The sequence below is a fragment of the Xanthomonas sp. NCPPB 1132 genome, assembly GCF_056629235.1.
The window spans coordinates 3,312,719-3,333,069 of record NZ_CM152819.1; the positions used below are offsets into that span (position 1 = coordinate 3,312,719).

A 20,351-nucleotide genomic window follows, 5' to 3' on the forward strand; every position below is an offset into this window, starting at 1 on the left:
TCATTGTGCGCGGTGCGCGATGCCGCCAACCTGGACGCACCGCGCATGCAGCGCCTGGCCGCCTGCCGAGCCTGTCGGAGACGGTGCTCTTGCTGGCGCCCGGCGCGGGCGCGGACGACCGCATCCGCCTCTTCCCCCCCAAGGGAGAACTGCCGTTCGCAGGCCACCACAGCGTCGGCGCGGCCTGGGCGGCCGTCGAACTCGGCCTGGCCACGCCCGCGACGGCGTGCTGATCCAGCAGTGCGATGCCGGTCTGCTGCCGGTGCGGATCGACACCCACGCAGACGGTCGCCACGCTTTAGGGACGCAGTCCGCGTGCAGGCGCCGCGACACCGTGCCGCCGCCGAGGGATGAACCGGCAACCTGGTGCAAGCGGTGATCGCCGACAAGATCGCTTGGTAAGCTCCGGCCTCCCCCACCGCCGTCCGGAGTTTCCCGCCATGGCCGCACGCCGCTTCTTCCAGGTCGATGTCTTCTCCACCCACGCCGGCAACGGCAATCCGCTGGCCGTTGTGCTCGATGCCGATGGATTGGACGCCGCCACGATGCAGGCCATCGCACGCTGGACGCGTCTGCCGGAAACCACCTTCGTGTTCGCGCCGACGCGCCCGGACGCCAGCTACGGCCTGCGCATGTTCAGCCCGCAGAAAGAAGTGCCGTTCGCCGGCCACCCCAGCGTCGGCACTGCGCACATCGCGCTGCAAGCCGGCATCGCCACGCCGCGGGACGGCGTGCTGATGCAGGACGGCATCGCCGGGCTGCTGCCGCTGCGCGTCGATGTGGATGCTGGAGTACGCAGCATCGCCATCCGCACCCCGCGCGCGCAGGTGGCCGAGATCGCCGATGCCGCAGATCCGCGCCTGCAGGCGGCATTGCGCGGCTGGCCCCTGGGCGCGCTGCCGCCAGTGCGCATGGACGGCGGCCGCTGCTGGTGGCTGGTCGAGGTGGCCGACGAAGCCGCACTGCGTGCGTTGGCGCCGGACTGGGACGCGATCGCTGCCCTGGCCGAAAGTACCGCCAGCATGGGCGTGTTCGCCTACGCGCGCGCCAGCGGCCAGACCTACGCGCTGGCCGTACGCGCCTTCGTCGGCAACGGCCGTCGCTTCGAGGACGCCGCCTCCGGCGCGGCCAACGCGGTGCTGGCGGCGTGGCTGGATCACAGCAAGGCCCTGCCCGGCAACGGCGGCCGCTACGTCGCCAGCCAGGGCCGCGAAGTCGGCCACGACGCGCTGCTGACGCTGCACGTGGACGAGACTGGCGAGGTGTGGTCCGGCGGCCAGGTGCAGACGGTGATCGAAGGCCACATCGACTGGCCCTGATCGAAGGTCGCCGGCGCCCTGCATCGCAGGTGCCGACGGACGTGCAAAACAAAGGGCGCCTCGCAAGGAGGCGCCCTTTGGTTTAGTCGGGCAATACGTCAGTCGGGCAGCACGTCGACGCGGACGCGGATGCGGTCGCCCGGAGGCGAGGCGGTGCGGGTGTGGTAGTAGCGGCCGCCGTATTCGTAGGTCACGTCGTAGCCGTCGACGCGGTCGTAGCGTTCGGTCCGATAGGACACCGGCTCGCATTCGCGGACCACGCCGCCACCGTAGCCGCCGCCATAGGCGCGGGCATTGGTGTCGTAGATCGAGCGGCCGGCCAGGCTGCCGAGCATGGTGCCGACGGCGGTGCCGACGAAGCGGCCATTGCCGCCGCCGACGCGGCTGCCGAGCACCGCACCGGCGATGCCGCCGACCACCGACGAGGCGGTGCGGCCACCATCGGTGCCGCGGTAGCCGTAGTCGCTGGCGTAGCTGCCCGACGCCGGGCGGTCGTAGCAGCGCTCGGTGGTCTCGCGCGGGCCGTTGACCTGCACCATGATCGGATCGGCGCGCACCACGCGCGCGTATTCGTAGGTGCCGGACGCATACCCACGGTCGCGGTAGTCGTCATAGCGGGTGTAACCGTAATCCTGCGCGGCGGCGGAGCCGATGACGCCGACAGCGAGCGCAGCGGTCAACAGACGGGTCGAGAGCTTGTTCATGGCGATGGTTCCAAGCGCGTGGATCGCGCGACTGCATGCTCGATCCGAGGCGGTGAAACCAGACTGAATAGGGACGGTTGCGCCGCTTACATTTAGTGGCGCGACAGCATCGGGCGGCCCATGCGTGCAGTCGGTACGGCAGCGATGTGCATGGCCACCTCGCGGCGACACCGTGCCGGTGCGCCGCAACACGCGCGGCCCGGCATGCCGCCGGGCCGCGCCGGGCTCAGCCCAGTTCCGCTTCCAGGCTGATCGGCACCGCGCTCAGCGCCTTGGACACCGGGCAATTCTGCTTGGCGTCGTCGGCCAGTTCGCGGAAGCGCGTGGCCTCGATGTTCGGCACCACGGCCTTGACCTTCAGGCGGATCTGCGAGAGCTGCGGCCCGCCTTCCATCGACAGGTCGACGTCGGCGCGGGTGTCCAGCGCGGTCGGCGGGAAGCCGGCTTCGGTCAGCTTTGCCGACAGCGCCATGGTGAAGCAGCCGGCGTGCGCGGCGGCGATCAGTTCCTCCGGATTGGTGCCCTTCTCCTCGCCGAAGCGGCTGTTGAACGCATAGCGGGTGTTCTCCAGCAGGCCGCTCTGCGGCGTGTTCAACCGGCCCTGGCCGGTCTTGAGATCGCCTTCCCAATGCGCGGTGGCGTGACGCGAAATGCCCATGCGAGGCTCCTGTCGGTGAGTGGAGCGCGGACCATAGGCGAGGCGGCGTTACGGGCTTGTGCTTCTGCCTGGCAGCGGCGATGGGCACGCGCGACAGCGGAAATGCCCGGCCATCTCGCCACGCGAAGTGCCGGCGCCGGCGCCGTCGTCGGCGAAAAAGACGCCAGTCCCGGCGAATATTCGCGTTTTTTTGCTTCCGGCCTATTGGCGCGGCGTAGCACATGCCCTACATTTCGCCATGCCGACGGGGTCGGCGCGACCCAAACCACCAAATACGGAATCAGGACATCATGGCAAAGACCGCAAAAAAGGCTGCCCCGAAGAAGGCAGTGAAGAAGGTAGCGACCAAGGCCGCCGCCAAGCCGGCCGCTCCCAAGCCGATCAAGGACGTGCTGAGCAAGTCCGCACTCGTCGCCCACATCGCCGAAACCAGCGGCGTGATCGCCAAGGACGTGCGCGCCGTGATGGCCTCGCTGGAGCACGCCGTGGCCGGTTCGGTCAGCAAGAAGGGCGCTGGCTCGTTCACCCTGCCGGGCCTGCTGAAGATCACCGCCGTCAGCGTGCCGGCCAAGCCGAAGCGCAAGGGCATCAACCCGTTCACCAAGGAAGAGCAGTGGTTCGCCGCCAAGCCGGCCACCACCAAGCTCAAGGTGCGCCCGCTGAAGAAGCTCAAGGACGCCGCGCTCTGAGCAGCGTCGCCTGATCCAGGCAAGCACACCGACGAGACGGCCCCGGCCGTCTCGTTTTTTTTTGCGCGGCCTGCGCGCCCGGATTGACGGCCCGCTAAGGCCGCGACCGCTATACCGGTGCTTCCCTTCGATCGGATCACCTGCATGAAACTACAGGGCTTTCTCGACCAACTGCTGCAATCGGCGCAGGGCGTTCCCGGCCAGGCCACGGACAAGACCGGCGCTGCCGCTCCGGCACCCGCCGGCACCGGCGGCCTGGGCGGCCTGCTCAACGCCGATTTCGGCAAGGGAGCCCTCAGCGGCGGCGCGCTCGGCCTGCTGCTCGGCAAGCACCGCACCACGCGCAAGCTGGCGACCTATGGCGGGCTGGCCGCATTGGGACTGATGGCCTATCGCGCCTATGGCGACTACCGACGCCAGCAACTCGGCGCCGCCGCGCCCGAACCGCAGACGCTGGACCGGCTGCCGCCGCTGGAAGTCGAACAGCACAGCCAGGCGGTGTTGCGCGCTCTTGTCGGCGCGGCCAAGGCCGACGGCCATCTGGACGAGCGCGAGCGGACGCTGATCGAAGGCGAATTCGCCCGCCTCCACGGCAACGACGCCGACGTGCAGCAGTGGCTGCATGCGGAACTGGAAAAGCCGCTGGATCCGGCCGAAGTGGCGCGCGCATCGACCACCCCGGAGATGGCCGCGGAAATGTATCTGGCCAGCCTGCTCGCCGCCGACGAACAGAGCTTCATGGAGCGCAGTTACCTGGACGAACTGGCACGACAGCTCGGCATCGACGACGCATTGAAGCAGCGTCTGCAGGAACAGGCGGCCGCCCTGCACGCGGACTGAGCGCATGGCCGCGGCGCCCACGCTTTCGCCAGCGCAGCGCCTGCGCCGCGAACTGCTGCGCGCGGCCTTGCTGGCCGCACTGGCGGTGGCCGCGGCCTGGGCCTGGCGGCATCCGTGGGTGCAGCGCCTGCGCGTCGGCTGGGAGTTGGCGCGCGCGCCGGCGCCGACGGCCCTGCACATGCCGGTCGAAGGCGTGGATCCGCGGCGCGTGGCCGCCACCTTCGGCGCGCCGCGCGGGCGCGACCGCCAACACGCCGGCGTGGACATCTTCGCCAGGCGCGGCACCCCGGTGGTGGCTGCGACGCGCGGCATCGTCGTGGCCATCGCCGACCGCGGCCTCGGCGGCCGCCAGGTCTGGGTGCTCGGGCCGGCCCGCCAGCGGCACTACTACGCGCACCTGGAAACGTGGGCGCCCGGGCTGCAGGTCGGCGACCTGGTGGAACCGGGCGACCCGCTCGGCGCGGTCGGCGACAGCGGCAACGCGCACAGCACGCCGCCGCACCTGCACTACGGCGTCTACGCCGAAGGCGGCGCCTACGATCCGCTGCCGCTGCTGCGCGCGGCACGCTGAACGGACGCACTGGAACAGAGCGTCGCGAGCGACAGGCTCGTGGTCCCGCTCGACCGCGCCTATCTTGGAGGCACACCCCGCGTGCGCCACTGCCATGACCGCCTCCCAACGCTACCGCGTCACCGTCACCCCGATCCAGGACGACGGCCTGCCCTGCCAGGGCCGCTGCACCATCGAACTGGAGGCACGCTGTCGGCAGGACTGGATGCGCCTGCTCGAGGCGGCACAGCGCCAGCCCGGACTGCGCGGCGACGAGCGCGCCGCGCTGATCGTCGGCACGCAGTTGCTGCGCGGCCTCGGCGAGCGCAGCGAGGGAGAGGCGCGTGAACTGCTGGCGCCGCTGCAGCCGGCGCTGGACGCGCTGCTGGCACGGCTGGCGCTGCCGGCCGCCTGAGCGACGACTCCCGCGCCGCCGGTTCCGCTAATCGCGCATTCACCGGCCACCGTTATGGTGAATTCCTCTCGTTCGTCCAGGGCTTCCCGATGATCTTCCGCACGTTCACCCTGCGCGCGGCGGCGCTGCTGGCGCTCGCCGTCGCCACCCAGGCCCAGGCCGAACCGACCATCCAGGGCCACCAGGTCAGTGTCGGCGCCGCCGACGTGCAGCATTACCTGGACGGCAGCTTCCCGCAGACGCACAAGGCGCTGGGCGGGCTGATCAAGATGACCGTCCGCGATCCGAAGCTGAGTCTGCCGCCGGGCGACCGCCTGAAGATGCAGTTCGACCTGAGCATGGCCACGGGCGGCGGCGCGCCAACGCCGCTGGGGCAGGTCCTGCTGACCAGCGCGCTGCGCTACGACCAGCAAAGCCAGAGCTTCCACCTGCAATCCCCCACCATCGACGACTTCCGCCCGGCCGCCAACGGCGGCAAGCTCGACGCCAATACGCGGGAGTTGCTCAATGCCTGGCTGGAGGACTATGCGCGCAAGGAGCCGATCTACAAGCTCGACCCGCGCCTGACCGCGATGCTGGGCGATGTGCAGATCCAGTCGGCCGGCGTGGAAAACGGCGCGCTGGTGGTGCGCTTCAACCAGGACATCGGCAAGCTGGTGCCGGCGGGCATGCTTCCGGGGCAGTAACCCACGCGACGGCCAGGGTGCGGCGGCAGCCGCTACCAGCAGTGCACGTAGAAACGGCGGCCTTGGCCGCCGTTCCTGTTTCCAGGTTTTCCCGACTGCGCCACCATCGCGGCGGCGCAGACGAATTGCCGGGACTCAGCCCAGCGCCTTGGCCACCGCCTGCGCGAACGCCGGAATGTCGTCCGGCTTGCGGCTGGTGATCAGGTTGCCGTCCACCACCACCTCCTGATCCTCCCAGCGTCCACCGGCATTGGAGAGGTCAGTCTTCAGCGACGGCCACGAGGTCACCTGGCGGTCTCGCACCAGCCCGCTCTCGGCCAGCAGCCATGGGCCATGGCAGATCGCCGCCACCGGCTTGCCGGCGCTGGCGAAGGACTGGATGAAGGCGATCGCGGTCGGCTCGGTGCGCAGGTTGTCCGGGTTGATGACACCGCCCGGCAGCACCAGCGCGTCGTAGTCGCCGGCCTGGGCCTGTTGCAGGCGCTTGTCCACCGGCACGCTGTCGCCCCAGTCCTTCTTGTTCCAGCCACGGATGCTGCTCGCGTCGCCCGGCGCGATCACGTCGACCTGAGCGCCCCAGGATTCCAGCAGGCGCTTGGGTTCCTGCAGTTCCGACTGTTCGAAACCGTCGGTGGCCAGGACAGCCACCTGCTTGCCGGCAAGGGAAGGCATTGCGCTCATGGGACACTCCTCGAGTAGGGGAGTCCCACCGTAGAAACGCGCCGGTGGCAGTGCCGTGAACCGCGCGTCGGCGCGGCGTGCATGGCTGCACGCGACGTCAGCGCTTGGGCTGCAGCATGGTGCCGGTGCAGTTCTTCGCGCCGCAGCGGCACTCCCAGATCTTCTTCAGCCGCGGCGTGTGCCGCTCGGCCAGGGTGATGCCGTAGTTGTAGGTGAGTTCCTCGCCGGGCTTGATGTCGCGCAGCGCCTCGATCACCACCTTGTCCTTGCGCCGGTCGTCGCCCTCGGCCTCGACGATCACCGCTTCGCAGTTCGGCGCACAACTGTGGTTGATCCAGCGCGCGTCGTTGCCCTCGTAGTTGGCATCGATCACGTAGTCGTCGCTGAGGGTGAACAGGAAGGTGTGCCCGGTCTCGACGTCGCCGGCTTCGTCGCGGTCGACCTCGGCGTGGCTGCGTCGGCGGCCCTTGTACTCGATGACCCGCTCGCCTTTCTTGAGCGGAAGCACGGCGAACACGCCGTTGCCATGGATGCGGGACTTGCGGGCGGCGATCTTGCGGGGCATGCGGCGATCCGGACAGGAAAGCCTAGATTCTGGCGCACATCGCCTGCGATCCCAAGTCCGCGCGTGCCGGCCCGCCGACCGCGTCCCCGCTCCGGCCCGATCGTACCGATCGAAATAAGAGATGAATGGCCCAGTTGGACGCTGCGGCGCAAAAGAGTACAATTTCGGTCCGCATTGAATTCCCACCGTGTCGCCATGCTCCGCGTCACCAAGCTCACCGATTACGCCACCGTCGTGCTGACCGTGCTCGCCGCGCGTCCGAACGAAGTGTTGAGCGCGACCGAATTGGCCGAACAGGCCGGGCTGGAGCCGCCCACGGTCAGCAAGCTGCTCAAGCCGCTGGCCCAGGCCGGCTTGGTCGAGGGCCTGCGCGGGGTGCGCGGTGGCTATCGGCTGGCGCGGCCGGCCGACGCCATCACTCTGATCCAGATCGTCGAGGCGATGGAAGGCCCGCTGGCGATCACCGAATGCAGCCACCACGGCAGCCAGTGCAGCATCGCCCAGACCTGCGGCGTGCGCTCCAACTGGCGGCTGATCAACGACGTGGTCGCCGACGCGCTGCGCGGCGTGACCCTGGCGCAGATGCTTCACCCCCTCCCCCCCTCCGGCGATCCGAAACGGCGTCCCATCGCCGTGCGGTTCGCGACCACCTGACCTGTAGGCAGCCCCATGGCCACCGAAAACGCTGAAATCCTGGACCGGCTGGGACGTCGCTACGACGCCGGCTTCGTCACTGACATCGAATCCGATTCGTTCCTGCCCGGCCTGAACGAGGACGTCGTGCGCGCCCTGTCCGTGAAGAAGGACGAGCCGGAATGGATGACCGAATGGCGCCTGGCCGCCTACCGGCACTGGCTGAAGATGCCGATGCCGCACTGGGCCAAGCTGGACATCGCGCCGATCGACTTCCAGGCGCTGAGCTACTACTCCGCCCCCAAGGGCCCGAAGTACGCCTCGCTGGACGAGGTGCCGAAGGAGCTGCTGGACACCTACGACAAGCTCGGCGTGCCGCTGCACGAGCGCGCCAAGCTGGCCGGCGTGGCGGTGGACGCGGTGTTCGACTCGGTGTCGGTCGGCACCACCTTCCGCAAGGAGCTGGCCGAGAAGGGCGTGATCTTCTGCTCGATGTCCGAGGCGATCAAGGAACATCCGGAGCTGGTCAGGCAGTACCTGGGCAGCGTGGTGCCGGTCGGCGACAACTTCTTCGCCGCGCTCAACTCGGCGGTATTCTCCGACGGCAGCTTCGTGTTCATCCCCAAGGGCGTGCGCTGCCCGATGGAACTGAGCACCTATTTCCGCATCAACGCCGGCCACACCGGCCAGTTCGAGCGCACCCTGATCGTGTGCGAGGACAAGGCCTACGTGTCCTACCTGGAAGGCTGCACCGCGCCGATGCGCGACGAGAACCAGCTGCACGCGGCGGTGGTCGAGTTGGTGGCGCTGGAAGACGCGGAGATCAAGTACTCCACCGTGCAGAACTGGTACCCGGGCGACGAGAAAGGCCGCGGCGGCATCTACAACTTCGTGACCAAGCGCGGCGAGTGCCGCGGCGCGCGCAGCAAGATCACCTGGACCCAGGTCGAGACCGGTTCGGCGATCACCTGGAAGTACCCCTCGTGCGTGCTGCTGGGCGACGATTCGGTGGGCGAGTTCCACTCGGTGGCGCTGACCCATCACCGCCAGCAGGCCGACACCGGCACCAAGATGATCCACGTCGGCAAGCGCACCAAGAGCAAGATCGTCAGCAAGGGCATCAGCGCCGGCCGCGGGCAGAACACCTACCGCGGCCTGGTCAAGGTGGAGCGCAGCGCCGAGGGCGCGCGCAACTACACCCAGTGCGACTCGCTGCTGATCGGCAAGCAGTGCGGCGCGCACACCTTCCCGTACATCGAGGTCAAGCATCCGACCGCGACCGTCGAGCACGAGGCCACCACCTCCAAGATCAGCGACGACCAACTGTTCTATTGCCGCGCCCGCGGCATCGACCAGGAGAACGCGGTGTCGATGATCGTCGACGGTTTCTGCAAGCAGGTGTTCCGCGAATTGCCGATGGAGTTCGCGGTGGAAGCCAAGAAGCTGCTGGAAGTGTCGCTGGAAGGCTCGGTGGGCTAGCGCCCTTCCCTTCTCCCGTCGGGAGAAGGTGGCGCGAAGCGCCGGATGAGGGTACGGGCGCAGCCTCGTGCACCCAAACCCGCTAGATGCTTCGCACCGCACCCTCACCCCAACCCCTCTCCCGGCGGGAGAGGGGCTACATCAAGAATTCTGATGGACTACCCCATGCTCACCATAGAAAACCTCCACGCCTCCGTCGCCGGCAAGGACATCCTCAAGGGCCTGTCGCTGCAGGTGAAGCCCGGCGAAGTGCACGCCATCATGGGCCCCAACGGCGCCGGCAAGTCCACCCTGGGCAACGTGCTGGCCGGCCGCGACGGCTACACCGTCACCGACGGCAGCGTGCGCTTCGACGACGCCGACCTGCTCGAACTGGAGCCGGAGGAGCGCGCCGCCGCCGGCCTGTTCCTGGCCTTCCAGTACCCGGTGGAAATCCCCGGCGTGAACAACACCTACTTCCTGCGCGCCGCACTCAATGCGCAGCGCAAGGCGCGCGGCGAAGCGGAACTGGATTCGATGCAGTTCCTCAAGCTGGTCCGGCAGAAGCTGGCGGTGCTGCACCTCAAGGACGAACTGCTGCATCGCGGCGTCAACGAGGGCTTCTCCGGCGGCGAGAAGAAGCGCAACGAGATCTTCCAGTTGGCGGTGCTGGAACCGAAGCTGGCGATCCTCGACGAGACCGACAGCGGCCTGGACATCGACGCGCTCAAGACCGTGGCCGAAGGTGTCAACGCGCTGCGTTCGCCGGAGCGCGCGTTCGTGGTGATCACCCACTACCAGCGCCTGCTCGACTACATCAAGCCGGACGTGGTGCATGTGCTGGCCGACGGCCGCATCGTGCAGACCGGCGGCCCCGAACTGGCGCTGGAACTGGAAGCGCACGGCTATGCCTGGCTGAAGGAGCGCGTGGCGCCCGAGGCGGCAGTGCAATGAGCGCCCTGCTCGACTCGCTGGCCGCCGCATTCCACGGCGATAGCGCGCGCCGTGCGCCGCTGGAGCAGGCGCTGCGCGACGGCCTGCCCGGCGCGCGCAGCGAAACCTGGAAATACACCTCGCTGCGTGCGCTGGAACGGCGCAGCTTCGCCCCGGCGCCGCAGAGCGCGCCAGTGGTGGACGCCGCGCTGCTCGACGGCATCCCGGCGCCGCGCCTGGTGTTCGTCAACGGCCGCGCCAGCGATGCGCTGTCGGACCTGTCCGGCCTGCCGGCCGGGGTGGAACTGCAGCGCCTGTCGACGATCCTGCAACGCGGCGACGATGCCATGCGCTTCCTCGGCCGCCGCTTCGAGCGCAGCGACGAAGTGTTCGCCCGGCTCAACGCTGCCCTTGCCGACGAAGGCAGCGTGCTGCGGGTGGACGCCGGCGTGCGCGTGGAACTGCCGCTGCACCTGGTGTTCGTCTCCACGGCCGCAGAGGCCGACCTGGCCTGGCACCATCGCCACCTGATCGAACTGCGCCAGGACGCGGCGCTGGCCGTGGTCGAGCATCACCTGCATGCCGGCGATGCCGCGCACCTGAGCAACAGCCTGGCGCACGTGCACCTGGCCGCCGGCGCGCAACTGACCCACGCCCGCGTCCAGGACGAGGCCGCCGGCGTCACCGCACTGCTGCGTACCGACGCGGTGCTGGCGCGCGACGCGCAGTACCGGCGCGTGGACCTGGAACTGGGCGGCGCGCTGGTCCGGCACGAACTGAATGTGCGCCTGGAGGGTAACAACGCCCGGCTGGTCGCCAACGGCGTGCTGCTCGGCAACGGCCGGCGCCAGCTCGATACCCGCCTGGGCATCGAGCACATCGCCCGCGACACCGCCTGCGAACTGCTGTGGCGCGGCGTCGCCACCGGCCGCAGCCGCGTGGCCTTCCATGGTGGCATTCATATCCGCCACGGTGCCGACGGCACCGACGCGGCGCTGTCGAACAAGAACCTGCTGCTGTCCGCCGACGCCGAGATCGACACCCAGCCGGTGCTGGTGATTGATGCCGACGAGGTCAAGGCCGCGCACGGCGCCACCGTCGGCCAGCTCGATGCCAATGCGCTGTTCTACCTGCGCTCGCGCGGATTGCCGCAGGAACGCGCGCAGCAGCTGCTGACCGCCGCGTTCTGCCGCGAGCCGGTCGGCACGCTGGCGCCGGCGCTGGGCGAAGGCCTGCTGGCACGGCTGGAGCGGGCGCTCAGCGCCGCAGGCGTGGCATGAACGGGCCAGCCGCGCACACCGCCACGCCGCAGGCGCCGGACTGGGACGCGGTCCGCCGCGACTTCCCGCTGCTGATGCGGGAAGTGCACGGCAAGCCGCTGGTGTACTTCGACAACGCCAACACCGGGCAGAAGCCGCTGCAGGTAATCGCGGCGACCGACGCGTTCTATCGTCGCCACAACGCCAACGTCAGCCGCGCCGTGCACGCGCTCGGCAGCGAGGCGACCGAGGCCTACGAAGGCGCACGGACCCGGCTGGCGCGCTTCCTCAACGTGCGCGCCGACGAACTGGTGCTGTGCAGCGGCGCGACCTTCGCGCTGAACCTGGTGGCGTACTCGTGGGCGTTGCCGCGGCTGCGTGCGGGCGACACCATCCTGGTGTCGCGCATGGAGCACCACGCCAACATCGTGCCCTGGCAACTGGTCGCGCAGCGCACCGGCGCCACGGTCAAGGTCGCCGAAATCACCGCCGACGGCGCGCTGGACCTGGACGCGCTGCGCGCGGCGATGACCGCCGACGTCAAGCTGCTGGCCCTGGCCCATGTCTCGAACGTGCTGGGCACGGTCAACCCGGTGCGCGAGATCTGCCGTGAGGCGCGCAAGCGCGGCATCGTCAGCGTCATCGACGGCTCCCAGGCCGCGCCGCACCGGCCGCTGGACGTGGCCGCGATCGGCTGCGACTTCTACGCCATCACCGGCCACAAGATGTGCGGCCCGACCGGCACCGGCGCGCTGTGGGCGCGGCGCGAACACCTGCAGGCGATGCCGCCGTTCCTGGGCGGCGGTGAGATGATCAAGGAAGTCAGCTTCGACGGCACCGTGTTCAACGACCCGCCGCACAAGTTCGAGGCCGGCACCCCGAACATCGCCGGCTTCGTCGGCCTCGGCGCGGCGGTGGACTATCTGCAGGGGGTCGGGCTGCAGCACGTGGAAGCGCGCGAGGCCGAACTGCTCGCGCACCTCACCGAGGAGCTGCAGCGGATCGACGGCCTGCGCCTGTTCGGCACCGCACCGGGCAAGGCCGCGGTGGTCTCGTTCCTGATCGAGGGCGCGCACGCCCACGACCTGGCCACCCTGCTCGACCTGGAGGGCGTGGCGGTGCGTTCCGGGCAGCACTGCGCGCATCCGCTGCTGCAGTTCTACGGCGTCGCCGCCACCTGCCGCGCCTCGCTGGCGTTCTACAACACGCATGCCGAGATCGAGCGTTTCGTGGCGGCGCTGCGGAAGGTGCGGACGCTGTTGGTTTGAGCGGGGATTGGGCATTCGGGATTGGGGATTCGTAAAGCTCCGCCTTCGCCAATCCCCAATCCCCACTCCCGAATCCCGGCCGCCAGGCTTAAAATCGGCCCATGCACACGCTCACCTTCCGCACCGCCACCGTCGACGATCTCGACGCCATCGCCGCGCTGGTCACCTCGGCCTATCGTGGCGACAGCAGCCGCGTCGGCTGGACCACCGAAGCCGACCTGCTCGACGGCAACCGCATCGACCGCGAGGTGCTGCGCGCCGACATCCTGCGCCCGCGCAGCCTGGTGCTGCTGGCCGAGCGCGACGGCGTGCTGATCGCCTGCGCGCACGTCGCCGACGAGGACGGCGCCGGCTATTTCGGCATGTTCTCGGTGCAGCCGCAGGCGCAGGGCGGCGGCCTGGGCAAGACCGTGCTGGCCGAGGCCGAGCGCATCGCCTGGCAGGAGTGGCGCTTGCCGCTGATGCGGATGTCGGTCATCGACCTGCGCGAGGAACTCATCGCCTTCTACGAGCGCCGCGGCTATCGCCGCACCGGCATCAAGAAGCCGTTTCCGTACGGCGATGCGCGCTTCGGCCTGCCCAAGCGCGAAGACCTGCGCTTCGAGGTGCTGGAGAAGCCGCTGGGCGGTGCCGCATGAGCGAGACCTGGACCTTCGTCTGCGCCGACGGCGAACTGCTGCCGGGCGAAATGAAGACGGTGTGGGACGAGGTGACCGATACGCCGATCGTGGTGTTCAACTTCGACGGCCAGTTCTATGCGCTGGAAGACCGCTGCAGCCACGAGGACTACGAGCTGTCGCCCGGCACCTTCGACCCTGCTGCCGGCAGCATCGAGTGCGTGCTGCATGGCGCCCGCTTCGACGTGCGCGACGGCCGCGCCCTGTGCGCGCCGGCCTACGGCCCGGTGCCGAAGTTTCCGGTGAAGTCCGAACACGGCGGGCTGTGGACCCGCGACGACCGCGGCTGAGGCCGCCCCACTCCGCCGCAAGACGCACTTTGCCGCGCCCCTGGCGATAGCGTGACGCAGCATGCTCCTGCGCCTTGAACGCGCGTCGACACGGCCTTGATCCCAATCGCATCCTCACGGCGCGTGCACTTGCCGTGTGCATGCGCACGCGTGAGACATCCACAACTGAGATGGAAAGAGCATCTCGATCAATCCGATTAAAGATCCCGATGCCCTCGCCGTTAATGGGAAACGAGGTAGACGAATATGCAATTGCGTCACGATTGCGTGAAATATTCGTTGCATTTCGTATCAAAACAAGTGCCGCGACCATCCCTGGTACTCCCATCCCTCTTGCTAGGACCAGAGCATGACCGCTCTTCTGCATCGCTATAACGTTTCCCGGCGCCTCTCCTTCGCCTTCGGCCTGCTCATCCTGCTGTCCTGCGGGCTGGTGGTCGGCGGCCTGGTCACCCTGTCGCAGGCGCGCAGCCAGTTGGACACCGTCGCCCACCGCACCGTGTCCAGCATCGTCTATACCAACGAAATGCTCGATGCCAGTTCGGACATCGGCATCCAGTTGCGCAACATCGTGCTGCCGACCACGCAGGAGGAAAACATCGCCTTCGCCAAGATCATGGTGACGGAACTGCGCCGTTATCGCGAATACTGCACCAAGCTGTTCGCCATTCCCGCCACCAGCGCGCGCGATCGCGCCTTGCGCGAGCAGATGAACCGGACCTACGCGCAGGCGAGCGAGGTCAACCAGCAAGTGCTGGAACTGGGCCTGACCTACAAGTCCGACGACGCGATGAAGGTGCTGCTGCAGCAGGCCGCGCCGGCGACTCAGCGTTGGCGCGAGGCGATCAGCGCCTACGCCAGTTGGCAACGCAACAACGGCGAACAGGCCTACGCCGATGCGACCGCGGTGATGGCGCGCGGTCGCTTCCTGCTGATCGCTGGCGGCTTGGCAGTGGTGCTGGTCAGCAGCCTGCTGGCCTGGACGATCACCCGCAGCCTCACCGTGCCGCTGGCCCGCGCCACCCGCGCCGCCGAAGCCATCGCCGAGGGCCGCCTCGATAACGACGTGGCCACAGACGCGCGCGACGAACCCGGCCGCCTGCTGCTCGCGATGGGCCGCATGCAGACCCAGTTGCAGCGCTTCTCCCGCGAAACCGCGCTGATGATCGAGCTGCATGCCGACAAGGACATCAGCCACCGTATGCCGCAGGACTTCCCGGGCGTGTACGGCGAGCTGAGCAAGGGCATCAACACCATGATGTTCGAGCACCTGGACGCCATCGTCGAGGCCGTGGAGATCCTCAACGAGTACGCCAACGGCGACCTGCGCCGCGACGCGCGTCGCCTGCCCGGCAGCCGCGCGGTGCTGCACGAGTCGATGGATGCGGCCAAGGCCAGCCTGCTGGCGATCAATACCGAGATCAAGCGCCTGGCCGCGTCGGCCGCGGCCGGCGACTTCAGCACGCGCGGCGATGCCGCGCGCTTCCAGCACGACTTCCGCCTGATGGTGCAGGACCTCAACGCCATGATGGAGGTCAGCGACGTCAATCTGGGCAAGCTGTCGGCGTTGCTGCAGTCCATCGCCGCCGGCGACCTCACCACCCGCATGCATGGCGACTTCCACGGCGTGTTCGCACGGATGCGCGAGGACGCCAACGCCACCACCGACCAGTTGACCGGCATCGTCGCGCGCATCCAGACCGCCGCCAGCAGCATCAGCGCCGCCGCCGGGGAGATCGCCAGCGGCAACGACGACCTGTCGCGCCGCACCGAACAGCAGGCCGCCAGCCTGGAGGAAACCGCCGCGTCGATGGAAGAGCTGACCTCCACCGTCCGCCAGAACGCCGAGCATGCACGCCAGGCCAACCAGTTGGCGGTCGGTGCGGCCTCGGTGGCCTCGCAGGGCGGCGACGTGGTCGGCCAGGTCGTGCAGACCATGAGCGGCATCGAGGCGTCCTCCAAGAAGATTGCCGACATCATCTCGGTGATCGACGGCATCGCGTTCCAGACCAACATCCTGGCGCTCAACGCCGCGGTGGAAGCCGCCCGTGCCGGCGAGCAGGGCCGCGGCTTCGCAGTGGTCGCCAGCGAAGTGCGCACGCTGGCGCAACGCTCGGCCAACGCCGCCAAGGAGATCAAGGACCTCATCGATGACTCGGTCACCCGCGTCGCCGAGGGCTCGGCCCTGGTCGACCAGGCCGGCAAGACCATGCACGAGATCGTGTCGTCGGTGCAGCGCGTCACCGACATCATGGGCGAGATTTCCGCCGCTTCGCAGGAGCAGTCGGCCGGCATCGAGCAGGTCAACCAGACCGTGACCCAGATGGACGAGGCCACCCAGCAGAATGCGGCGCTGGTGGAGGAAGCCACGGCCGCCGCGCGCGCGATGGAAGAGCAGGCGGGCCAGCTGACCCAGGCGGTGGCGCTGTTCAAGATCGAGGCCGGCGGCAACGCATCGCCGGGCATGGCGCGCACCGTGCTGCGCAGCCGAGCGCACACCGAGGCGCTCGAACCCGCGGCCTGAGTGGTGTCTCGGCATGGCCTGCGGCGCGTACGATCGGCGCGCCCCAGGCCATCCGCGCGACATGCGCTGGCGCCGACACCTGGCGGCGCCGGAGCCGGCTGCGGCACACTGTGCGCCTCCCCCTTGCGAGCGCGCCCATGAAGATCGTCGAAGTCCGCCACCCGCTGGTACAGCACAAGATCGGCCTGTTGCGCGACGCGGCGCTGAGCACCAAGGGCTTCCGCGAACTGGTCACCGAGCTGGGCACCCTGCTCGGCTACGAGGCCACCGCCGACCTGGAGACCGAGACCCACACCATGGACGGCTGGGCCGGCCCGACCCAGGTGCAGCGCATCGCCGGCGCCAAGATCACCCTGGTGCCGATCCTGCGTGCCGGGCTGGGCATGCTGCCGGGGGTGCTGGCGCTGATTCCAGCGGCGCGGGTCAGCGTAGTCGGCCTGCAGCGCGACGAGGAAACGCTGCAACCGGTGCCCTACTTCGAACGCCTCACCGGCCGCCTTGAAGAACGCGACGCATTGATCCTGGATCCGATGCTGGCCACCGGCGGCACCCTGATCGCCACCGTGGACATGCTCAAGCGCGCCGGCGCGCGGCGGATCAAGGGCATCTTCCTGGTCGCCGCGCCGGAAGGCCTGCAGGCGCTGGAAGCGGCGCATCCGGACGTGGAGGTGTATACCGCCGCCATCGACGAACGGCTCAACGACAAGGGCTACATCCTGCCGGGCCTGGGCGACGCCGGCGACCGCATCTTCGGCACCCGCCTGGGCTGAGCGGCGCCACGGCGCCGGTGGTGGATCAGCGCTGCAGCACCTGCAGCGCGGCGCTGACGTACACCAGCGGCGCATTCCAGTTGATCGCCACTTCGTTGGTGGCGTAGCTGCATTCCTTGTCCAGGTACGACAGCGCCGGCAGCGACGACGTGTAGGCGTGCTTGCACGCGTCGGCGTCCTGCTGCCCCGGCTGCGGACCGCCGACCAGCCATCCCGGCACCGGCGTGGCCACGCCGTCGGCGATGGAGATGCGATGGTGGATGTGCATCGGCGAGCGCGCGCCGATGCCGGTGACGAAGGACAGGCCCAACGGATTGCGGCCGAGCACGTAGTCCAGCTGCGACTGCGCGGCCTGCAGGTATTCGGGCTTGTGCTGCAACTGGTAGGCCTGCAGCAGCATCATCGCCTGGTTCAGCGCGGTGGCGTTGCTGCCCCAGTGGAAGTCGGCGTCGCGCATGGTCACGCGCCAGGCCGAGCCCTGCCACACCTGCACCAGGTGATCGGCCAGGCCCTCGATCTCGTCGGCGATGCGCGCCTGGTCGGCGCGCGGGGTCAGCCGCGCGCGGTGCTGCGCCAGCGACATCCAGGCCAGCCCGCCGACCTGGCGCCAGTCGGGCACGCTGGCCGGGACCTTGCGTGCCATCGCCGCCTCGTAGAACGCGTCGTCGGCGGTGGCCAGGTACAGCTCGGTGGCGGCCCAGGCGAACTCGTCGTCGAACTCGGTGTCGTCGTAGGCGCCGGTGTGCACGTCGTCCGGCTGCCGGTAGGCCACGTCCGGATGCGCCTGCGCCCAGGCCCACGCGCGCCGCGACGCCTCCAGCATGCGCTTGGAGATGCCGCCGAACTGCGCGTCGTACGGTGCGTAGATGCGGCTGGCCTGGGCCATCACCGCGGCGAAGTCGAGCGTGGCCGCGGTGCTCTTCTGCACCACGTAGCGCGGCGCGCGCGCCTGGTCCGGCATCTGCATGCCGACGAAGTCCAGGTTGGTCAGCTTGTGGTACACGCCGCCGTCGTGCGGATCCTGCATCGCCAGCAGCCACTGCAGGTTCCAGTCGACCTCACGCAGGATGTCCGGCACGTCGCCGCCGCTGTTGGGAATGCCTTCGGGATGCGTGCTGAAGTAGGTGGGGAACTGCTCGTAGGCGGCCAGCAGCGTGTACACGGTAATGCCGGAGCTGACCACGTACTTGTTGTAGTCGCCGGCGTCGTACCAGCCCTTGGGCGCGGCGATCACGGTGCCGGCCGGGCGCTCGGGCGAGGCCGCCGAGACATGCACCAGCACGTGGTCGTCCGGGTGGCCGGCAGCGCGCGCGTGGCGGCCGGCGTAGGTGCCGTCCAGTGCGGTGCTGGCGCGGTTGTAGTAGTAGGCCTTGAGCGCGGCGCGCGACAGCGCGTTGTAGGCGTCTTCGCCGATGGCGAAGCTGTCCGACGGCGGCAGGCCGTCGACCTGCAGGCGGTAGCGGCCCGGCGTGCGCAGCGCGGAGAAATCGGCGATGCGCACGGTCTGCTGTGCCGGCGGCCACGCCGCGGCGGTGCCGAGGGTGCCGCGCAGCACCACCTCGTCGCTGTCGGCGCGCGCGATCGAGAACGCGTCGCCGTGACCATCCGGCACCACCGCCAGCTTGCTGGCGGCAGGCAGGAAACCGACCTGGTTCAGGCGGATCGGCGAGGGCATCGTGGTGTCGGCGTGCGAAGTGCAGCCGCCCAGCAACAGGCAGGCGAGGAACAGGCAGGACAGGGCGTGGGGCAGTTTCATGCGCCGATACTGGCCGGCCAGGATGACGGCTGCAAGCGCCAAATCGCGGGCATGTCGGGCGTGGCCTGCAACGCGGCGCGGAACGGCCGCAGGCGGCCTTGCTGACAGCGTCGTCAGCGAGGCGTCAGCGTGGGGTCGCCATGCGGCGCCTACGGTGACGGCCTGTCCCCACTGCCGGCGCCGCCCCGTGACCGCCCTGCTCCCGCCGCCCGTTTCCCGCCGCCTGGCGCCGCTCGTGCCGCTGCTGAGTGTGCTGCTGCTCGGCGGCTGCATGGCCGGCCCCGACTACGTGCGCCCGGCGCCGCCAGCCGGCACGCAGCAGCCGTTCGAAGAGGCCGACGGCCACTGGACGCCCGCCGCGCCGGCCGCGGCCGACCCGGCGGTGGCATGGTGGACCCGCTATGGCGATCCGCAGCTGGACGCCCTGGTCGAACAGGCCGACCGCGCCAACCAGACCCTGCGCCAGGCCGAGGCGCGCTATCGGCAGGCGCAGGCGCTGGTCGGCAGCGCGCGTGCGGCCGAGGCGCCGACGCTGGGCGTACAGGCGTCGGCCACGCGCGAGCGCACCGTCACCTCCAAGCCGGGCCTGCGCGACGCCGATACGCTGGGGCTCAGCGCCAGTTGGGAGCCGGACTTCTGGGGCAAGGTCCGGCGCAGCGTGGAACAGGCCGGCGACAATGCCCAGGCCAGCGCCGCCGACCTGGCGCAGGCGCGGCTGTCGCTGCAGGCCGCGGTGGTCGCCGATTACCTGCAGTTGCGCTTCGACGACCAGACGCTGGCGCTGTACCAGCGCACCCTGGCCGGCTACCGCGACGCGCTGCGGCTGACCCAGGCGCGGGTGCGCGCCGGCGTCGCCAGCGCCGCCGATGTGGCGGCGGCCGAGGCCACCCTGCACAGCACCGAAGCCGCATCGACCGATCTGGCGCTGTCGCGCCGGCAACTGGACCACGCGCTGGCCGTATTGCTCGGCCACACCCCCGCCGAATTCTCGCTGGCGGCCAGCGACGCACCGTTGCCGGCGCTGCCGCCGACCCCGCAAGCGCTGCCCTCGGTACTGCTACAGCGGCGCCCGGACATCGCCGGCGCCGAGCGGCGCATGGCCGCGGCCAATGCCGGCATCGGCATGGCCGTGGCGGCGTGGTTCCCGACCCTGTCGCTGAGCGCCAGCGGCGGCTACGACGGCGCCGGGCTGGCCTCGCTGCTGAGCGTGCCGAACCGGGTCTGGGCGGTGGGCGCAGCGCTGGCCGGCACGCTGTGCGACGGCGGCGCCCGCCACGCGCAACGCGCGCAGGCGCAAGCCAGCTTCGATGCGGCCGCGGCGACCTACCGGCAGACCGTATTGAGCGCGTTCCAGGGCGTGGAGGACCAGCTCGCGGCCACGCGCGAACTGGCGCGCGAGGAGCAGCAACAGCGCAGCGCAGCCGACGCCGCGCAGCAGGCCGAGCGAGTGCTGATGGACCAGTACCGCGCCGGCACCACCCTGTACAGCGCCGTGATCACCGCCCAGGCCAACGCGTTGGAAGCGCAACGCACGTTGCTGCAAGTGCAAGCGCGCCAGTTCGGCGCCCAGGTCGCGCTGCTGGTCGCGCTGGGTGGCGACTGGGACAGCACCCGTCTCCCCGCCGTGCGCGGCGCCTCGCCGGGCGCCACGCCGGCTCCTGTCCTCCCGGAGTAAC

Annotated in this window: 22 protein-coding genes; 17 read left to right on the forward strand and 5 right to left on the reverse strand. The window is 69.6% G+C overall.

The window, feature by feature from the left end; translation table 11 throughout:
- Window positions 1-83: 83 nt before the first annotated feature.
- Window positions 84-233 carry a PhzF family phenazine biosynthesis protein gene (locus tag AC1G9L_RS14135; RefSeq protein ID WP_019800514.1) on the forward strand — a complete coding sequence of 50 codons (150 nt, stop codon included), beginning with the start codon at window positions 84-86 and terminating at the stop codon, window positions 231-233.
- Window positions 234-440: 207 nt separating this feature from the next.
- Entirely contained in the window at window positions 441-1,319 is an 879-nt protein-coding gene (locus tag AC1G9L_RS14140) for a PhzF family phenazine biosynthesis protein (RefSeq protein ID WP_481069350.1), read from the forward strand.
- A gap of 98 nt (window positions 1,320-1,417) precedes the next feature.
- On the opposite strand, the gene AC1G9L_RS14145 is transcribed toward AC1G9L_RS14140, so the two are convergent.
- Together AC1G9L_RS14145 and AC1G9L_RS14150 are read right to left on the reverse strand one after the other, a co-directional pair.
- Entirely contained in the window at window positions 1,418-2,023 is a 606-nt protein-coding gene (locus tag AC1G9L_RS14145) for a glycine zipper 2TM domain-containing protein (RefSeq protein WP_010342001.1), read from the reverse strand.
- Window positions 2,024-2,249: 226 nt separating this feature from the next.
- Window positions 2,250-2,681: an OsmC family protein gene (locus AC1G9L_RS14150; RefSeq protein WP_481069351.1), complete on the reverse strand. Its 432-nt coding sequence runs from the start codon at window positions 2,679-2,681 to the stop codon at window positions 2,250-2,252.
- Window positions 2,682-2,971: 290 nt separating this feature from the next.
- Between AC1G9L_RS14150 and AC1G9L_RS14155 the strand changes: the two genes are divergently transcribed.
- The 5 genes from AC1G9L_RS14155 (at window position 2,972) to AC1G9L_RS14175 (ending at window position 5,861) form a co-directional block, all read left to right on the forward strand.
- Window positions 2,972-3,370 carry an HU family DNA-binding protein gene (locus AC1G9L_RS14155; RefSeq protein ID WP_026143706.1) on the forward strand — a complete coding sequence of 133 codons (399 nt, stop codon included), beginning with the start codon at window positions 2,972-2,974 and terminating at the stop codon, window positions 3,368-3,370.
- 144 nt (window positions 3,371-3,514) lie between these two features.
- Window positions 3,515-4,210 carry a DUF533 domain-containing protein gene (locus tag AC1G9L_RS14160; RefSeq protein WP_019801214.1) on the forward strand — a complete coding sequence of 232 codons (696 nt, stop codon included), beginning with the start codon at window positions 3,515-3,517 and terminating at the stop codon, window positions 4,208-4,210.
- 4 nt (window positions 4,211-4,214) lie between these two features.
- Window positions 4,215-4,781, forward strand: a complete 567-nt coding sequence (locus AC1G9L_RS14165) for a M23 family metallopeptidase (RefSeq protein WP_481069352.1) — start codon at window positions 4,215-4,217, stop codon at window positions 4,779-4,781.
- A gap of 94 nt (window positions 4,782-4,875) precedes the next feature.
- On the forward strand, window positions 4,876-5,175 hold the full coding sequence (locus tag AC1G9L_RS14170) for a DUF3861 family protein (protein ID WP_010342007.1): 300 nt from the start codon (window positions 4,876-4,878) through the stop codon (window positions 5,173-5,175).
- A gap of 89 nt (window positions 5,176-5,264) precedes the next feature.
- On the forward strand, window positions 5,265-5,861 hold the full coding sequence (locus AC1G9L_RS14175) for a DUF1439 domain-containing protein (protein WP_019799172.1): 597 nt from the start codon (window positions 5,265-5,267) through the stop codon (window positions 5,859-5,861).
- A 135-nt stretch (window positions 5,862-5,996) separates the two neighbouring features.
- Here AC1G9L_RS14175 and AC1G9L_RS14180 read toward each other — a convergent pair whose 3' ends face one another.
- Both AC1G9L_RS14180 and AC1G9L_RS14185 read right to left on the reverse strand, forming a co-directional pair.
- Complete coding sequence (locus AC1G9L_RS14180; protein WP_010342010.1) at window positions 5,997-6,542, reverse strand: type 1 glutamine amidotransferase domain-containing protein; 546 nt, start codon at window positions 6,540-6,542, stop codon at window positions 5,997-5,999.
- A gap of 97 nt (window positions 6,543-6,639) precedes the next feature.
- On the reverse strand, window positions 6,640-7,107 hold the full coding sequence (locus AC1G9L_RS14185; protein ID WP_010342011.1) for an SET domain-containing protein: 468 nt from the start codon (window positions 7,105-7,107) through the stop codon (window positions 6,640-6,642).
- Window positions 7,108-7,302: 195 nt separating this feature from the next.
- On the opposite strand from AC1G9L_RS14185, the gene AC1G9L_RS14190 reads away from it, so the two are divergent.
- The 9 genes from AC1G9L_RS14190 (at window position 7,303) to upp (ending at window position 16,919) form a co-directional block, all read left to right on the forward strand.
- Entirely contained in the window at window positions 7,303-7,761 is a 459-nt protein-coding gene (locus AC1G9L_RS14190) for an SUF system Fe-S cluster assembly regulator (RefSeq protein WP_017913833.1), read from the forward strand.
- Window positions 7,762-7,776: 15 nt separating this feature from the next.
- Window positions 7,777-9,219 carry a Fe-S cluster assembly protein SufB gene (sufB, locus tag AC1G9L_RS14195; protein ID WP_019799171.1) on the forward strand — a complete coding sequence of 481 codons (1,443 nt, stop codon included), beginning with the start codon at window positions 7,777-7,779 and terminating at the stop codon, window positions 9,217-9,219.
- Window positions 9,220-9,384: 165 nt separating this feature from the next.
- Window positions 9,385-10,152, forward strand: coding sequence for a Fe-S cluster assembly ATPase SufC (gene sufC, locus AC1G9L_RS14200; RefSeq protein WP_209031706.1), 768 nt, complete (start codon window positions 9,385-9,387; stop codon window positions 10,150-10,152).
- On the forward strand, window positions 10,149-11,411 hold the full coding sequence (gene sufD, locus AC1G9L_RS14205; protein WP_019799169.1) for a Fe-S cluster assembly protein SufD: 1,263 nt from the start codon (window positions 10,149-10,151) through the stop codon (window positions 11,409-11,411). The genes sufC and sufD overlap by 4 nt, the downstream gene beginning before the upstream one ends.
- Window positions 11,408-12,658: a SufS family cysteine desulfurase gene (locus AC1G9L_RS14210; RefSeq protein ID WP_019799168.1), complete on the forward strand. Its 1,251-nt coding sequence runs from the start codon at window positions 11,408-11,410 to the stop codon at window positions 12,656-12,658. The genes sufD and AC1G9L_RS14210 overlap by 4 nt, the downstream gene beginning before the upstream one ends.
- 101 nt (window positions 12,659-12,759) lie before the next feature.
- The gene (locus AC1G9L_RS14215; protein ID WP_019799167.1) at window positions 12,760-13,296 is read left to right on the forward strand and encodes a GNAT family N-acetyltransferase; all 537 of its coding nucleotides are present in this window, start codon (window positions 12,760-12,762) and stop codon (window positions 13,294-13,296) included.
- Window positions 13,293-13,625 carry a non-heme iron oxygenase ferredoxin subunit gene (locus AC1G9L_RS14220; RefSeq protein WP_017915885.1) on the forward strand — a complete coding sequence of 111 codons (333 nt, stop codon included), beginning with the start codon at window positions 13,293-13,295 and terminating at the stop codon, window positions 13,623-13,625. The genes AC1G9L_RS14215 and AC1G9L_RS14220 overlap by 4 nt, the downstream gene beginning before the upstream one ends.
- A 349-nt stretch (window positions 13,626-13,974) precedes the next feature.
- Window positions 13,975-16,149 carry a methyl-accepting chemotaxis protein gene (locus AC1G9L_RS14225; protein WP_481069353.1) on the forward strand — a complete coding sequence of 725 codons (2,175 nt, stop codon included), beginning with the start codon at window positions 13,975-13,977 and terminating at the stop codon, window positions 16,147-16,149.
- A 137-nt stretch (window positions 16,150-16,286) separates the two neighbouring features.
- Window positions 16,287-16,919, forward strand: a complete 633-nt coding sequence (gene upp / locus AC1G9L_RS14230) for a uracil phosphoribosyltransferase (protein ID WP_010342021.1) — start codon at window positions 16,287-16,289, stop codon at window positions 16,917-16,919.
- A gap of 25 nt (window positions 16,920-16,944) precedes the next feature.
- Here the strand turns inward: upp and AC1G9L_RS14235 are convergent, their stop codons facing one another.
- A complete protein-coding gene (locus AC1G9L_RS14235; RefSeq protein ID WP_481069354.1) occupies window positions 16,945-18,675 on the reverse strand; it encodes a glycoside hydrolase family 9 protein in 1,731 nt (576 codons plus the stop codon).
- A 187-nt stretch (window positions 18,676-18,862) separates the two neighbouring features.
- On the opposite strand from AC1G9L_RS14235, the gene AC1G9L_RS14240 reads away from it, so the two are divergent.
- A complete protein-coding gene (locus AC1G9L_RS14240) occupies window positions 18,863-20,350 on the forward strand; it encodes an efflux transporter outer membrane subunit (RefSeq protein WP_481069355.1) in 1,488 nt (495 codons plus the stop codon).
- The last annotated feature ends 1 nt before the right edge of the window (window position 20,351 follow it).

Bases quoted from the DNA above. Each gene is read 5' to 3' on its own strand.
- AC1G9L_RS14140 (WP_481069350.1), top strand. From the start codon at position 441: ATGGCCGCACGCCGCTTCTTCCAGGTCGATGTCTTCTCCACCCACGCC.
- AC1G9L_RS14145 (WP_010342001.1), bottom strand. From the start codon at position 2,023: ATGAACAAGCTCTCGACCCGTCTGTTGACCGCTGCGCTCGCTGTCGGC.
- AC1G9L_RS14150 (WP_481069351.1), bottom strand. From the start codon at position 2,681: ATGGGCATTTCGCGTCACGCCACCGCGCATTGGGAAGGCGATCTCAAG.
- AC1G9L_RS14155 (WP_026143706.1), top strand. From the start codon at position 2,972: ATGGCAAAGACCGCAAAAAAGGCTGCCCCGAAGAAGGCAGTGAAGAAG.
- AC1G9L_RS14160 (WP_019801214.1), top strand. From the start codon at position 3,515: ATGAAACTACAGGGCTTTCTCGACCAACTGCTGCAATCGGCGCAGGGC.
- AC1G9L_RS14165 (WP_481069352.1), top strand. From the start codon at position 4,215: ATGGCCGCGGCGCCCACGCTTTCGCCAGCGCAGCGCCTGCGCCGCGAA.
- AC1G9L_RS14170 (WP_010342007.1), top strand. From the start codon at position 4,876: ATGACCGCCTCCCAACGCTACCGCGTCACCGTCACCCCGATCCAGGAC.
- AC1G9L_RS14175 (WP_019799172.1), top strand. From the start codon at position 5,265: ATGATCTTCCGCACGTTCACCCTGCGCGCGGCGGCGCTGCTGGCGCTC.
- AC1G9L_RS14180 (WP_010342010.1), bottom strand. From the start codon at position 6,542: ATGAGCGCAATGCCTTCCCTTGCCGGCAAGCAGGTGGCTGTCCTGGCC.
- AC1G9L_RS14185 (WP_010342011.1), bottom strand. From the start codon at position 7,107: ATGCCCCGCAAGATCGCCGCCCGCAAGTCCCGCATCCATGGCAACGGC.
- AC1G9L_RS14190 (WP_017913833.1), top strand. From the start codon at position 7,303: ATGCTCCGCGTCACCAAGCTCACCGATTACGCCACCGTCGTGCTGACC.
- sufB (WP_019799171.1), top strand. From the start codon at position 7,777: ATGGCCACCGAAAACGCTGAAATCCTGGACCGGCTGGGACGTCGCTAC.
- sufC (WP_209031706.1), top strand. From the start codon at position 9,385: ATGCTCACCATAGAAAACCTCCACGCCTCCGTCGCCGGCAAGGACATC.
- sufD (WP_019799169.1), top strand. From the start codon at position 10,149: ATGAGCGCCCTGCTCGACTCGCTGGCCGCCGCATTCCACGGCGATAGC.
- AC1G9L_RS14210 (WP_019799168.1), top strand. From the start codon at position 11,408: ATGAACGGGCCAGCCGCGCACACCGCCACGCCGCAGGCGCCGGACTGG.
- AC1G9L_RS14215 (WP_019799167.1), top strand. From the start codon at position 12,760: ATGCACACGCTCACCTTCCGCACCGCCACCGTCGACGATCTCGACGCC.
- AC1G9L_RS14220 (WP_017915885.1), top strand. From the start codon at position 13,293: ATGAGCGAGACCTGGACCTTCGTCTGCGCCGACGGCGAACTGCTGCCG.
- AC1G9L_RS14225 (WP_481069353.1), top strand. From the start codon at position 13,975: ATGACCGCTCTTCTGCATCGCTATAACGTTTCCCGGCGCCTCTCCTTC.
- upp (WP_010342021.1), top strand. From the start codon at position 16,287: ATGAAGATCGTCGAAGTCCGCCACCCGCTGGTACAGCACAAGATCGGC.
- AC1G9L_RS14235 (WP_481069354.1), bottom strand. From the start codon at position 18,675: ATGAAACTGCCCCACGCCCTGTCCTGCCTGTTCCTCGCCTGCCTGTTG.